Below are 14,721 nucleotides of genomic sequence, written 5' to 3'. Positions count from 1 at the left end.
CGGCCCTCTTTCGCTGCTGGCGGAAGAGGGCTTTCGCGTCCCTGAAAACCGTGTGCCATGTGTGGCTCCGGATCAGGGCACAAACAGGGGAGCTGAGCGCTGCATGTTTGTAAAAGTGTACAGCGCAGGCGTTATCACCCAGTTAAAGAGGAAGCTGTAATGGCTAAGAAAGTAGAAGCTTACATCAAGCTGCAAGTGAAGGCCGGTCAGGCCAACCCGAGTCCGCCCGTCGGTCCCGCGCTGGGTCAGAAAGGCGTGAACATCATGGAATTCTGTAAGGCGTTCAACGCTCAGACCCAAGGCATCGAGCCAGGTCTGCCGATTCCGGTTGTGATCTCTGTATACAGCGATCGCTCCTTCACCTTCATCATGAAGTCTCCGCCCGCCGCAGTTCTGCTGCGCAAGGCTGCCAAGATCAAGAGCGGTTCCGGCCGTCCGAACACTGAGAAAGTGGGTAAAGTGACCCGCGCTCAGATCGAAGAGATCGTGGAGATGAAGAAGGCAGACCTGACTGCATCCGACCTGGAAGCAGCTGTGCGCACCATCGCTGGTTCTGCACGCAGTGCCGGTATCGAAGTGGAGGGCGTGTAAGTGGCCAAATTGACCAAGCGTCAGCGCGCTATCGCTGAAAAACTCCAGTCTGGCAAGGCGTACGGCATCGAAGAAGCGGTATCCCTGCTGAAAGAGTTCTCCAACGTAAAATTCGCGGAAACCGTTGATGCCGCCATCAACCTGGGTATCGACCCGCGTAAATCCGACCAGGCTGTTCGTGGTGCGACCACTTTGCCGCATGGTACCGGTAAAGACGTGCGTGTAGCCGTATTTACCCAGGGCGCTAATGTTGAAGCTGCCAAGGCAGCGGGTGCTGAGCTGGTAGGTATGGACGAACTGGCTGCCGACATCAAAGCCGGCAACATGGACTTCGACGTGGTTATTGCTTCTCCGGATGCGATGCGCGTTGTCGGCCAGCTGGGTCAGATTCTCGGCCCGCGCGGTCTGATGCCGAACCCGAAAACCGGCACCGTGACTCCGGACGTGGTAACTGCGGTGAAGAATGCCAAGGCCGGTCAGGTGCGTTTCCGCGCTGACAAGGGCGGCATCATCCACGGTGGTATCGGCAAAATCAGCTTCGACGCCAACCTGCTGAAGGAAAACCTGGAAGCACTGGTAGCGGACCTGAAGAAAGCCAAGCCGGCTTCTGCCAAGGGCGTGTATCTGAAGAAGATCACCCTGAGCACCACCATGGGCCCGGGTCTGACCATCGACCAGGCTTCTCTGGACGTTAAATAACTAGCGTTCAGTAAAAAGAACTTTGGGGTCCGCCATTTTGCTTTGGCTGAATGGCGGGCCGTCAAAGACCGTAGGTGCGGCGGGTGTTTGAGGTTTTAACGCCCACCGCTTAATCCGACGCCAGGCCAGGTTGGCCACTAACGGTATCGAGCCTACGCAGACGGTGTGCCCAAACCAGTATTTTTACTGGATTTGAGCTTTAAGCACCGGAACGGGTCGGGTTCATGAGATCCCGATTTTTTTCAAATCCAGGAGTGACACTATGGCTATTGGACTCGTAGACAAGAAAGCGATTGTCGCGGAAGTCCAGCAGGCAGCTGTGGGCGCCCTGTCAGCGGTTGTTGCGGATTCCCGCGGCGTAACCGTAAATGACATGACCGCCCTGCGCAAAGAGGCTCGCGAACACGGCGTTTGGCTGAAAGTTGTTCGTAATACTCTGGCGCGTCGCGCTCTGGCCGGTACCGAATTCGAATGTCTCGTTGAGAAATTCGTCGGTCCCAGCATCATTGCTTTTTCCAAGGAACACCCGGGTGCCGGTGCGCGCATCCTGCGTGACTTCGCGAAGAAGAATGACAAGCTGGAACTGAAGGGTGCCGCCTTCGAAGGCGTAGCGACTGACGTCCAACTGTTGGCAAGCCTGCCGACGTACGACGAAGCGATCGCCAAGCTGATGAGCGTGTTGAAAGAAGCCTCTGCTGGCAAACTGGTTCGCACCATTGCGGCCGTTCGCGACCAAAAAGAGCAGCAAGCTGCGTAATCGTTTCGCCTTGCGAAACTGCAGTTTTCAACGACTTTTTATTGAATTTACGAGCAGCGTGCTGCTCACACGAAATCAGGTACTAACTCATGTCTCTGACTAAAGAAGATATCATCAATGCGATCGCCGAGATGTCCGTTAAGGACGTTGTTGAGCTGATCACCGCCATGGAAGAGAAGTTCGGCGTAACCGCAGCTGCCGCTGTTGTTGCTGCTGGTCCGGCTGCTGAAGCTGCGGAAGAGAAAGACTCTTTCGACATCGTTCTGACCTCCGCTGGCGACAAGAAAGTGAACGTGATCAAGGTTGTTCGCGGCATCACCGGTCTGGGCCTGAAAGAAGCCAAAGAACTGGTTGACGGCGCTCCGAGCACTCTGAAAGAAGCTGCTGCCAAAGCAGAAGCTGAAGATGCGAAGAAGCAGCTGGAAGAAGCTGGCGCTACCGTAGAACTGAAGTAATTCGGATCTACAAAGCACCGTCAGCGGCTGCGTAATCAACCGCTGGCGGAAAGGCTGGTGGACTTTTGTCCGCCGGCCTTTTTGCCGTTTGCGGCACCGGCGTTTTTCTCCTTTCGGGAAATGCGTTCTGCCGGAGGTGCGGCAAAGTAACCTGAGATGTTTGTGTAGATTTCGGTACGGTTTTTGATCAACTTCTTAAAGCGTAGCGCAATGTACAGAGACTTCTCGCCCGGATGGGCTGCGTATTGTCAGAGTGTTGACCGCAGTTCTAAGGAAGTCTTGTCACTGATCAAGCTGGGGAATATGAATGGCTTACTCATACACTGAGAAAAAACGTATCCGCAAGGATTTTGGCAAACTGCCTAAGGTCATGGATGTGCCTTTCCTGCTTGCGATACAGCTGGACTCGTATCGCAAATTCACGCAGGCCGACACGCGCCCGGATGAGCGCCTGGATATGGGTCTGCAGGCGGCGTTCAAGTCTGTATTTCCGATTGTCAGCTACTCTGGCAACGCTGCTCTGGAATACGTGAGCTACACCCTTGGCAAACCGGTATTCGACGTCAAGGAATGTACCCTGCGCGGTGTCACTTACGCGTGCCCGCTGCGCGTGCGCGTGCGCCTGATCATTTACGATAAAGAATCTGCGAATAAGTCCATCAAGGACATTAAAGAGCAGGAAGTGTACATGGGCGAGATTCCGCTCATGACTGAAAACGGTACCTTCGTTATCAACGGTACCGAGCGTGTGATCGTGTCCCAGCTGCACCGTTCCCCGGGTGTGTTTTTCGATCACGACAAGGGCAAGACCCACTCCTCCGGCAAGCTGCTGTACGCTGCACGGGTGATTCCTTACCGTGGCTCCTGGCTCGACTTCGAGTTCGATCCGAAGGATCTGGTCTATGTGCGTATCGACCGTCGCCGCAAACTGCCGGCGACCATCCTGCTGCGCGCCCTGGGTTTCAGCTCCCAGGAAATGCTGGAAATGTTCTTTGAAACCAGCAAGTTCACCCTGAACAACGAAACCGTCAGCCTGAAACTGATCCCGTCGCGTCTGCGCGGTGATGTGGCGTCCTTTGACATCAAGGATGGCAGCGGCAAGGTGATCGTTGAGGAAGGGCGCCGTATTACCCCGCGTCACATTCGCCAGCTGGAAAAAGCCGGGGTGGAAACCCTGGAAGCGCCGGTGGCCTATGCCAATGGCCGTGTACTGGCCCACGACATCATCGACGAGTCCACCGGTGAAGTGGCCATCGAATGTAATACCGAAATTACCGATGAAGTCATCAACAAGCTGCGCGTTCTGAACATCAAGCAGTTCGAGACGCTGTACACCAATGACCTGGACTGTGGTCCGTTCATTTCCGACACCCTGCGCGCCGATCCTTCCCGCACCCAGCTGGAAGCGCTGGTAGAAATCTACCGCATGATGCGCCCGGGCGAGCCGCCCACCAAGGAGTCCGCGGAGTCCCTGTTCGAAAACCTGTTCTTCTCCGACGAGCGCTACGACCTGTCTGCGGTTGGTCGCATGAAGTTCAACCGTCGCCTGGGTCGTGAAGACGAGACCGGCGAAGGTACCCTGAGCAAAGACGACATCGTCGATGTGCTGAAGACCCTGATCGAGATCCGCAACGGTCGCGGCATGGTGGATGATATCGACCACCTGGGTAACCGTCGTGTGCGTTCCGTGGGCGAAATGGCGGAAAACCAGTTCCGCGTCGGCCTGGTGCGTGTCGAGCGCGCGGTGAAAGAACGTCTGTCCATGGCGGAGTCCGAAGGCCTGATGCCGCAGGACCTGATCAACGCCAAGCCAGTGGCCGCCGCGGTGAAGGAATTCTTCGGTTCCTCCCAGCTGTCACAGTTCATGGACCAGAACAACCCGCTGTCCGAGGTTACCCACAAGCGCCGTGTATCTGCACTGGGCCCGGGCGGTCTGACCCGCGAGCGCGCAGGCTTCGAAGTGCGCGACGTGCACCCGACCCACTACGGTCGCGTGTGTCCGATTGAAACGCCGGAAGGTCCGAACATTGGTCTGATCAACTCCCTGGCGACCTTTGCCCGCGCCAACCACTACGGCTTCCTCGAAAGCCCGTACCGCAAGGTGGTGGACGGCAAGGTGACCGACCAGATTGAATACCTGTCTGCGATCAACGAAGCGAACTACGTGATTGCCCAGGCGTCCGCTGCGGTGGACGAGAGTGGCCGCTTTACCGATGACCTGGTCAGCGTGCGTCACCAGAACGAATTTACCCTGAAGACCCCGGACGAAATCCAGTACATGGACGTGTCCGCCCGTCAGGTTGTGTCTGTGGCCGCGGCAATGATCCCGTTCCTTGAGCACGATGACGCCAACCGTGCATTGATGGGATCGAACATGCAACGTCAGGCGGTTCCGACCCTGCGCGCAGAGAAGCCGCTGGTGGGTACCGGTATGGAGCGCACCGTAGCGCGCGACTCCGGCGTGTGTGTGGTAGCAAAACGTGGCGGCGTGATCGAGCGTGTGGACGCGAGCCGTGTGGTTGTACGCGTACACGACAGCGAAGTGGAAGCTGGTGACGCCGGTGTGGATCTGTACAACCTGACCAAGTACACCCGTTCTAACCAAAACACCTGTATCAATCAGCGCCCGATCGTGAAGACCGGTGACGTGGTTGAGCGCGGCGATATTCTCGCCGACGGCCCGTCCGTCGACCTCGGTGAGCTGGCCCTGGGCCAGAACATGCGCATCGCGTTCATGCCGTGGAACGGTTACAACTTCGAGGACTCCATCCTCGTGTCCGAGCGCGTGGTGCAGGATGACCGCTTCACCACCATCCACATCCAGGAACTGACCTGTATTGCCCGCGACACCAAGCTGGGCAGTGAGGAAATCACCGCGGATATTCCCAACGTGGGCGAATCCGCGCTGAACAAACTGGACGAGTCCGGCATCGTGTATATCGGTGCGGAAGTGGGTGCCGGTGACATCCTGGTTGGCAAGGTGACTCCGAAAGGCGAAGCCCAGCTGACCCCGGAAGAGAAACTGCTGCGTGCGATCTTCGGTGAGAAGGCATCCGACGTTAAAGATACCTCCCTGCGTGCGCCCTCCGGCACCCGCGGTACCGTGATCGACGTACAGGTTTTCACTCGTGACGGCCTGCAGAAAGACCAGCGCTCTCTCGCCATCGAGAAGGCGCAGCTGGACGAAGTGCGCAAAGACCTCAACGAGGAATACCGCATCGTTGAAGGCGCTACCTTCGAGCGTCTGCAGGCGGCACTGGAAGGCCAGAAAGTGGCCGGCGGCAAAGGTGTCAAGAAAGGCGACGTGCTGACCGCGGAACTGCTGTCCGGTCTGCCGCGCGAAGACTGGTTCAAGCTGCGCATGGCCGAAGACAGTCTGAACGAGCAGCTGGAAAAAGCCGAAGCCCAGCTGAAAGAGCGTCGCAAACTGCTCGACGAGAAGTTTGAAGACAAGAAGAAAAAACTGGAATCCGGCGACGACCTGGCGCCGGGCGTGCTGAAAATCGTCAAGGTGTACCTGGCGATCAAGCGTCGTATCCAGCCCGGTGACAAGATGGCGGGCCGTCACGGTAACAAAGGTGTTATCTCCGTGATCAAGCCAGTGGAAGACATGCCGTACGATGAAAACGGTGTGCCGGTCGACGTGGTGCTGAACCCGCTGGGTGTTCCGTCCCGTATGAACGTCGGTCAGGTTCTGGAGATGCACCTGGGTATGGCGGCCAAGGGTCTTGGTGCCAAGATCGATCGCATGATCCAGGAGCAGCAGGAAGTGGCGAAAGTGCGCGGCTTCCTGGAAGAGGTGTACAACTCCACTGGCGGCAACAAGGAAGAGCTGGACCTGCTGACCGATCAGGAAATCCTGGCGATGGCAGAGAACCTGCGCGGCGGTGTGCCGATGGCAACTCCGGTGTTCGACGGCGCCGCGGAATCCGAAATCAAGCAGCTGCTGCGTCTGGCGGACATTCCGGACTCCGGTCAGATCACCCTGCACGACGGCCGTACCGGCGATGCCTTCGAGCGTCCGGTCACTGTGGGTTACATGTACATGCTGAAACTGAACCACCTGGTGGACGACAAGATGCACGCGCGTTCTACCGGTTCCTACAGCCTGGTTACCCAACAGCCGCTGGGTGGTAAGGCCCAGTTCGGTGGTCAGCGTTTCGGTGAGATGGAAGTGTGGGCACTGGAAGCATACGGTGCCGCCTACACCCTGCAGGAAATGCTCACGGTCAAGTCCGATGACGTGGAAGGTCGTACCAAGATGTACAAAAACATCGTGGATGGCGACCACCGCATGGAGCCGGGCATGCCCGAATCCTTCAACGTACTGGTCAAGGAAATCCGCTCGCTGGGTATGAACTTCGAGCTGGAAAACGAGTAAGACCTGACGCAAAGGTTGTAGGAGCCTGCTCGCAGGCGAACAGAAAAGTGCCGGTAGAAGAATTAATTCTGCCGGCCTTCCCGGTCCAAGGTGCAGTGGCCGGGATGACCACCCCCCAGTGGAGGAAAGGCCTTGAAAGATTTGTTAAACCTGGTGAAAGCCCAGGATCAGCTGGAAGAATTTGACGCGATCCGCATCGGTCTGGCATCCCCGGACATGATCCGCTCCTGGTCCTACGGCGAAGTGAAAAAGCCGGAGACCATCAACTACCGCACGTTCAAACCTGAGCGTGAAGGCTTGTTCTGCGCCAAGATTTTTGGCCCGGTAAAGGACTACGAGTGCCTGTGCGGTAAGTACAAGCGCATGAAGCACCGCGGCATCATCTGTGAGAAGTGCGGTGTTGAAGTGACCAAGGCCAAGGTGCGCCGCGAGCGCATGGGCCACATCGAACTGGCGTCGCCGGTTGCGCACATCTGGTTCCTGAAGTCCCTGCCGTCCCGTATCGGTCTGCTGCTGGACATGACCCTGCGCGATATCGAGCGCGTGCTGTACTTCGAATCCTACGTGGTCACCGATCCGGGTATGACTACCCTGGAACGCGGCCAGCTGCTGAACGACGAGCAGTACTTCGAAGCGATGGAAGAGTTCGCCGACGAGTTCGAAGCGAAAATGGGGGCGGAAGCCATCCAGGAGCTGATGAACGACATCGAGCTGCCGTCTGAAATTCAGCGTCTGCGGGAAGAGATTCCGTCTACCAATTCCGAGACCAAGATCAAGAAGCTGTCCAAGCGTCTGAAGCTGCTGGAAGCCTTCTACAAGTCCGGCAACAAGCCGGAGTGGATGGTCATGCAGGCGCTGCCAGTACTGCCGCCGGACCTGCGTCCGCTGGTACCCCTGGACGGCGGCCGTTTCGCGACTTCCGACCTGAACGATCTGTACCGTCGCGTGATCAACCGTAACAACCGTCTGAAGCGCCTGCTCGAGCTGAACGCGCCGGACATCATCGTGCGCAACGAAAAGCGCATGCTGCAGGAAGCGGTAGACGCGCTGCTGGATAACGGTCGTCGCGGTCGTGCCATCACCGGTTCCAACAAGCGCCCGCTGAAATCCCTGGCCGACATGATCAAGGGTAAGCAGGGTCGTTTCCGTCAGAACCTGTTGGGTAAGCGTGTTGACTACTCCGGTCGTTCCGTGATCGTGGTGGGCCCGACCCTGCGCCTGCACCAGTGTGGTCTGCCGAAGAAAATGGCCCTCGAGCTGTTCAAGCCGTTCATTTTCGGCAAGCTGGAAGCCCGCGGCCTCGCCACCACCATCAAGGCGGCCAAGAAAATGGTCGAGCGCGAAGAAGCGGTGGTGTGGGATATCCTCGACGAGGTGATCCGCGAGCACCCGGTTCTGCTGAACCGCGCCCCGACACTCCACCGTCTGGGTATCCAGGCGTTCGAGCCGGTGCTGATTGAAGGTAAAGCGATCCAGCTGCACCCGTTGGTGTGTGCGGCGTACAACGCCGACTTCGACGGTGACCAGATGGCGGTACACGTACCGCTGACCATTGAAGCGCAGCTGGAATCCCGCGCGCTGATGATGTCCACCAACAACATCCTGTCGCCCGCCAACGGCGAACCGATCATCGTGCCGTCTCAGGACGTGGTACTCGGTCTGTACTGGATGACCCGCGAGCGCGTGAACGATAAAGGCGAAGGCATGTTCTTCTCCGATATCAAAGAGGTGAGCCGCGCCTTCTACGCCAAACAGGTTGGCCTGCAGGCGAAGGTGAAAGTGCGTATCGACGAAGTGACAATCGGTGAAGACGGCGAGAAGCGCCAGACCCGTACCGTGTACGACACCACCGTTGGCCGCGCGTTGCTGTGGAACATCGTGCCGGATGGTATGCCCTTCGAGATGGTCAATCAGCCCATGAAGAAGAAGGCGATCTCCCGCGTACTGAACGAGTGTTACCGCAATGTTGGTCTGAAGGCGACCGTCATCTTTGCTGACCAGCTGATGTACACCGGTTTCGACTTCTCCACCAAGTCCGGTTCCTCCATCGGTGTGAACGACTTCGAGATCCCGGCGGCCAAGGCCGATCTGATCGCTTCCGCGGAAGAGGAAGTGAAAGAGATCGAGAGCCAGTTCGCTTCCGGTCTGGTGACCGCGGGTGAGAAATACAACAAGGTTATCGACGTCTGGTCCCGTACCAACGACAAGGTAACCCAGGCGATGATGGCTGGCATCCGTAAGGAAAAGGTCATCGACCGCGAAGGTAAAGAGACCGAGCAGGACTCCTTCAACTCCGTATACATGTACGCCGACTCCGGTGCACGGGGTTCCGAGGCCCAGATCCGTCAGCTGGCGGGTATGCGTGGCCTGATGGCACGTCCGGACGGTTCCATTATCGAGAACGCCATTACCGCGAACTTCCGTGAAGGTCTGAGCGTACTGCAGTACTTCATCTCCACGCACGGTGCTCGTAAAGGTCTGGCGGACACCGCCCTGAAAACCGCGAACTCCGGTTACCTGACCCGCCGTCTGGTGGACGTGGCCCAGGACGTGGTGATCACCGAGATCGACTGTGGCACCGATGAAGGTCTGACCATGGCGCCGGTGATTGAAGGCGGTGACGTGATTGAATCTCTGGGTGACCGCATCCTCGGTCGCGTGGTGGCCCGCGATGTGCCCAAGCCCGGCAGCGACGAGATCGCGGTACCGGCCGGCACCATGATCGACGAAGCGTGGGTTGAACGCATCGAAGGTATGGGTATTGACGAGGTGATCGTGCGCTCCGCGATCACCTGTGAGACTGCACACGGCATCTGTGCCCAGTGTTACGGCCGCGACCTGGCCCGTGGTCACCGCGCCAACCCGGGTGAAGCCGTGGGTGTTGTGGCTGCCCAGTCCATTGGTGAGCCGGGTACCCAGCTGACCATGCGTACCTTCCACATCGGTGGTGCGGCGAGCCGTGCTTCCGCGGCGGACAGCATTCAGGTGAAGCAGGGCGGTACCGTGCGCCTGCACAACGTGAAGACTGTGAAAGCGGAGAGTGGCAACCTGGTTGCGGTATCCCGCTCTGGTGAGCTGGCGATTGCCGACAGCGCCGGTCGCGAGCGCGAGCGCTACAAGCTGCCCTACGGTGCGCAGATCAGCGTCGCCGAGGGCTCCGAGGTTGACGGTGGCAAGATCGTGGCCAAGTGGGACCCGCACACCCACCCGATCATCACCGAGGTTGCCGGTTGGGTGAAACTGTCCGGCATGGAAGATGGCCTGTCCATCCGCAAGCAGACCGACGAAATCACCGGTCTGTCCTCCATTGAGGTGATCGACCCGGCGGAACGCCCGGCAGCGGGTAAAGACCTGCGCCCGGCGGTAACCCTGCTGGACGAGAATGGTGAAGAGCTGACCCTGGCGAACTCCAGTGCGCCGGCGCACTATGCGCTGCCACCGCGCGCAATCCTGAGCCTGAAAGAGGGCGACAAGGTGAGCGTGGGTGATGTTATCGCCCGTATTCCGCAGGAATCCGGCGGTACCAAGGACATCACCGGTGGTCTGCCGCGGGTTGCCGACCTGTTCGAAGCGCGTAAGCCGAAGGAGCCGTCCATCCTGGCGGAGATCTCCGGTACCGTGTCCTTCGGTAAAGAGACCAAAGGCAAGGTACGTCTGCAGATCACCCCGAAAGACGGCAAGCCGCTGGCCAATGGCAAGGACTCCTATGAGGTTCTGATTCCGAAGCACCGTCAGTTGACCGTGTTCGAGGGTGAGACCGTGGAGAAGGGAGAAGTCATTTCCGACGGCCCGTCCAACCCGCACGACATCCTGCGCCTTAAAGGTGTTGAAGAGCTGGCCCGCTACATCACCAACGAAATCCAGGAGGTTTACCGCCTCCAGGGTGTGAAAATCAACGACAAGCACATCGAGACCATCGTGCGTCAGATGTTGCGCAAGGTTGAAATTCTGGAGATGGGTGACTCCGAGTTCATCAAAGGTGAGCAGGTTGAGTACCAGGCGGTCATCGAAGAGAACGAGCGCCTGCGTGCGGAAGGCAAGCAACCGGCGCAGTACGAGCGTCTGCTGCTGGGTATCACCAAGGCGTCTCTGGCGACCGAATCCTTCCTGTCCGCGGCCTCCTTCCAGGAGACCACCCGCGTACTGACCGAAGCAGCGGTAACCGGCAAGGAAGACAGCCTGCGCGGTCTGAAGGAGAACGTGGTAGTAGGTCGTCTGATCCCGGCCGGTACCGGTCTCGCCTACCACACCGAGCGCAAGCGCAAGCGCACCGCACAGGTGAGCTTCGGTTACGCCGAAGGCCCGTCTGCGGAAGAGGTGGAAGCGGCACTGACCGAAGCCCTGAAATCTTCCGGGGAATAAGTCAGTCGCTGGTTGCCGACCGGGCGGTTTTGTTTCCGGTCGGTACCGAATCGCAATGATCGCGGACAGTGAGTGTTTATTGTTCGCGGTGATTGACTAGGGGTGTCGCGGCTTATAGAATGCGGCCCCCGCTAATGGGGTGGAACCGTCCGCTGTCTGGTGTGCTTTTGTGCACGGTCGCGCGGGAGGTTACGCACTGACGATAGGCCCTCACTGCAGTTGATGGTGGGGGCGTTTTATTTTTGGAGTGATTTTTAATGGCAACGATCAACCAGTTGGTTCGTAAGCCGAGAAAACGCAAAGTTGAAAAAAGCGATGTGCCTGCATTGCAAGCCAACCCGCAGCGTCGCGGAGTCTGCACTCGTGTGTATACCACTACACCGAAGAAGCCGAACTCTGCACTGCGTAAAGTTTGCCGTGTGCGCCTGACCAACGGTTTCGAAGTAACTTCGTACATCGGCGGTGAAGGCCACAACCTGCAGGAGCACAGCGTGGTGCTGATTCGCGGCGGTCGTGTAAAAGACCTGCCGGGTGTGCGCTACCACACTGTACGCGGCGCACTTGACTGTGCCGGCGTAAACAATCGCAAGCAGGCCCGTTCCAAGTACGGTGTCAAGCGTCCTAAGGGTTAATCCTTAGGTCCCAATTTGCGTTTCGGTTTAACGAATAACCGGAGTAAGGCTGAGCTCGCCGAGTTGTATTTACTATTTGTTAGTTAGTGCGGCGGCATCTCAGAGTAACCCTGAAGAGAGGCAATCCCATGCCAAGAAGACGTGTAGTCGCCAAGCGCGAAGTGCTGCCCGATCCTAAGTTCGGGAACGTGACTCTGGCCAAGTTCATGAACCATGTCATGATCTCTGGCAAGAAGTCCGTGGCGGAAAGCATCGTATACGGTGCACTGGATCTGGTTTCACAGAAACTGAACAAGGATCCGATCGAGATTTTTGAAGAGTCCCTGGAAAACATCGCCCCGATGGTGGAAGTAAAGTCCCGTCGTGTTGGTGGTGCTACCTACCAGGTGCCGGTAGAAGTGCGTCCCGCGCGTCGTACCGCTCTGGCAATGCGTTGGTTGGTGGATTTCTCCCGCAAGCGCGGCGAAAAATCCATGGCGCAGCGACTGGCCAATGAAATGATCGATGCTTCCCAGAACAAGGGCGGCGCGGTCAAGAAGCGTGAAGACGTGCACCGTATGGCGGAAGCCAACAAGGCGTTCTCTCACTATCGCTTCTAAGATAGTGGCGCTTCTAAGTCTGATGATTATTACCATCGGAAATTAATACCGAAAGGCAGCAAGGAAGATAAGTTTCCGCGCTGCCTTTTGCCGTTATATCGAGGATACAACTGTGGCACGTAAAACGCCTATCGCACGCTATCGTAATATCGGTATCTGCGCCCACGTAGACGCCGGTAAAACCACCACCACCGAGCGCGTCCTGTTCTACACCGGTCTGTCCCACAAAATTGGTGAGGTGCACGAGGGTGCGGCCACCATGGACTGGATGGCACAGGAGCAGGAGCGTGGTATTACCATTACTTCTGCAGCTACCACCTGTTTCTGGGCTGGTATGCGTCAGCAGTTCGACCAGCACCGCATTAACATCATCGACACCCCCGGGCACGTTGACTTCACCATTGAAGTAGAGCGCTCCCTGCGTGTGCTGGATGGTGCCGTTGTTGTGCTGTGCGGCTCCTCCGGTGTGCAGCCGCAGACCGAGACCGTTTGGCGTCAGGCCAACAAGTACGAAGTACCGCGCATGGTCTTCGTGAACAAGATGGACCGTACCGGCGCCAACTACATGAACGTAGTCAAGCAGCTGAAAACCCGTCTGAACGCAAATGCAGTTCCGCTGCAGATGACCATTGGCTCCGAAGACGAGTTCAAGGGTGTTGTCGACCTGGTCAAGATGAAAGCAATCATCTGGAACGAGGAAGACCAGGGCATGACCTTCAGCTACGAAGACATCCCTGCAGACATGCTCGATCAGTGCAATGAAATGCGCGAATTCCTGGTAGAAGCTGCGGCTGAAGCCAGTGAAGAGCTGATGGAGAAGTACCTGGAAGAGGGCGAGCTGTCCGAAGAAGAAATCAAGGCGGCTATCCGTCAGCGCACCCTGGCCAACGAAATCGTACCGGTTCTGGGCGGCTCTGCGTTCAAGAACAAGGGCGTGCAGGCAGTGCTGGATGCGGTAATCGAATATCTGCCGGCGCCAACCGAAGTTAAGGCGATCGAAGGTACTCTGGACGACGGCGAAACCATTGCTACCCGTGAGGCCGACGACAACGCGCCCTTCGCCGCACTGGCATTCAAAATTGCGACCGACCCCTTCGTTGGTACTCTGACCTTCTTCCGCGTTTACTCCGGTAAGCTGGAGAGCGGCACTGGCGTGTTCAACTCCGTGAAGAGCAAGCGCGAGCGTATCGGCCGTATGGTGCAGATGCACGCGAACAACCGTCAGGAAATCAAAGAAGTACTGGCCGGCGACATCGCCGCGGCAATCGGTCTGAAAGACACCACCACTGGCGACACCCTGTGTGACGAAGCGAACAAGATCGTTCTCGAGCGCATGGAATTCCCGGAGCCGGTGATTTCCGTAGCGGTTGAACCGAAATCCAAGCCGGATCAGGAAAAAATGGGTATCGCTCTGGGCAAGCTGGCTCAGGAAGACCCGTCTTTCCGTGTGAAGACCGACGAAGAAACCGGCCAGACCATCATCTCCGGTATGGGTGAGCTGCACCTGGACATCATCGTCGACCGTATGCGTCGCGAGTTCAACGTGGAAGCCAACATCGGTAAGCCGCAGGTAGCGTACCGTGAGCGCATCACCAACAAGTGTGAGATCGAAGGCAAGTTCGTTCGTCAGTCCGGTGGTCGCGGTCAGTACGGTCACTGCTGGATCCGCTTCGAGCCGAACCTGGACGAGGATGCGGAAGATGGCCTGGTATTCGTGAACGAGATCGTGGGTGGTGTGGTTCCGAAGGAATACGTCCCGGCGATCCAGAAGGGTATCTCCGAGCAGATGCAGAACGGCGTACTGGCGGGCTACCCGCTGCTGGGCCTGAAGGCTACTGTATTCGACGGTTCCTACCACGACGTGGACTCCAACGAAATGGCGTTCAAAATCGCTGCGTCCATGGCGACCAAGCAATTGGCCCAGAAGGGTGGTGCGGTACTGCTCGAGCCGATCATGAAAGTGGAAGTGGTAACCCCGGAAGAGAACATGGGTGACGTGGTCGGTGACCTGAACCGTCGTCGTGGTCTGATCCAGGGTATGGATGAGAACTCCTCCGGCAAGGTGATCAACGCGGAAGTGCCGCTGGCCGAGATGTTCGGTTACGCCACCGACCTGCGTTCAGCTACCCAGGGCCGTGCTACCTACACTATGGAATTCCAGAAGTACGCCGAAGCACCGCGCAATGTGGCTGATGAAATCATCGCCAAAAACAAGGCTTAAGCTTTAATCCCTTTAAATCGTTTA

The 14,721-nt window shown here is 57.7% G+C and carries 9 protein-coding genes; all 9 read left to right on the top strand.

The genetic code is table 11. From position 1 onward, the window contains the following. The first annotated feature begins 159 nt into the window (after positions 1–159). The 9 genes from rplK (at position 160) to fusA (ending at position 14,697) form a co-directional block, all read left to right on the top strand. Positions 160–591, top strand: a complete 432-nt coding sequence (gene rplK, locus C3938_RS04245) for a 50S ribosomal protein L11 (RefSeq protein ID WP_105101982.1) — start codon at positions 160–162, stop codon at positions 589–591. Further along, complete coding sequence (rplA, locus tag C3938_RS04240; RefSeq protein WP_105101981.1) at positions 592–1,290, top strand: 50S ribosomal protein L1; 699 nt, start codon at positions 592–594, stop codon at positions 1,288–1,290. 262 nt (positions 1,291–1,552) lie between these two features. Continuing rightward, positions 1,553–2,047 carry a 50S ribosomal protein L10 gene (gene rplJ / locus C3938_RS04235; RefSeq protein ID WP_105101980.1) on the top strand — a complete coding sequence of 165 codons (495 nt, stop codon included), beginning with the start codon at positions 1,553–1,555 and terminating at the stop codon, positions 2,045–2,047. 89 nt (positions 2,048–2,136) lie between these two features. Next, entirely contained in the window at positions 2,137–2,502 is a 366-nt protein-coding gene (rplL, locus tag C3938_RS04230; protein ID WP_105101979.1) for a 50S ribosomal protein L7/L12, read from the top strand. Positions 2,503–2,809: 307 nt separating this feature from the next. After that, the gene (gene rpoB, locus C3938_RS04225) at positions 2,810–6,883 is read left to right on the top strand and encodes a DNA-directed RNA polymerase subunit beta (RefSeq protein WP_105101978.1); all 4,074 of its coding nucleotides are present in this window, start codon (positions 2,810–2,812) and stop codon (positions 6,881–6,883) included. A 132-nt stretch (positions 6,884–7,015) separates the two neighbouring features. Further along, positions 7,016–11,245 carry a DNA-directed RNA polymerase subunit beta' gene (gene rpoC / locus C3938_RS04220; RefSeq protein ID WP_105101977.1) on the top strand — a complete coding sequence of 1,410 codons (4,230 nt, stop codon included), beginning with the start codon at positions 7,016–7,018 and terminating at the stop codon, positions 11,243–11,245. 257 nt (positions 11,246–11,502) lie between these two features. After that, a complete protein-coding gene (rpsL, locus tag C3938_RS04215) occupies positions 11,503–11,877 on the top strand; it encodes a 30S ribosomal protein S12 (RefSeq protein WP_105101976.1) in 375 nt (124 codons plus the stop codon). Between the two features lie 128 nt (positions 11,878–12,005). Next, complete coding sequence (gene rpsG, locus C3938_RS04210) at positions 12,006–12,476, top strand: 30S ribosomal protein S7 (protein WP_105101975.1); 471 nt, start codon at positions 12,006–12,008, stop codon at positions 12,474–12,476. Positions 12,477–12,588: 112 nt separating this feature from the next. Then, positions 12,589–14,697, top strand: a complete 2,109-nt coding sequence (gene fusA / locus C3938_RS04205) for an elongation factor G (protein WP_105101974.1) — start codon at positions 12,589–12,591, stop codon at positions 14,695–14,697. Positions 14,698–14,721 lie beyond the last annotated feature (24 nt).

It is taken from the genome of Microbulbifer pacificus, from assembly GCF_002959965.1.
In the GTDB taxonomy this organism is placed as follows: Bacteria; Pseudomonadota; Gammaproteobacteria; order Pseudomonadales; family Cellvibrionaceae; genus Microbulbifer; species Microbulbifer pacificus_A.
Note: the sequence above shows the minus strand (reverse complement) of the source record. Positions and strands in the feature narration are given on the sequence as shown.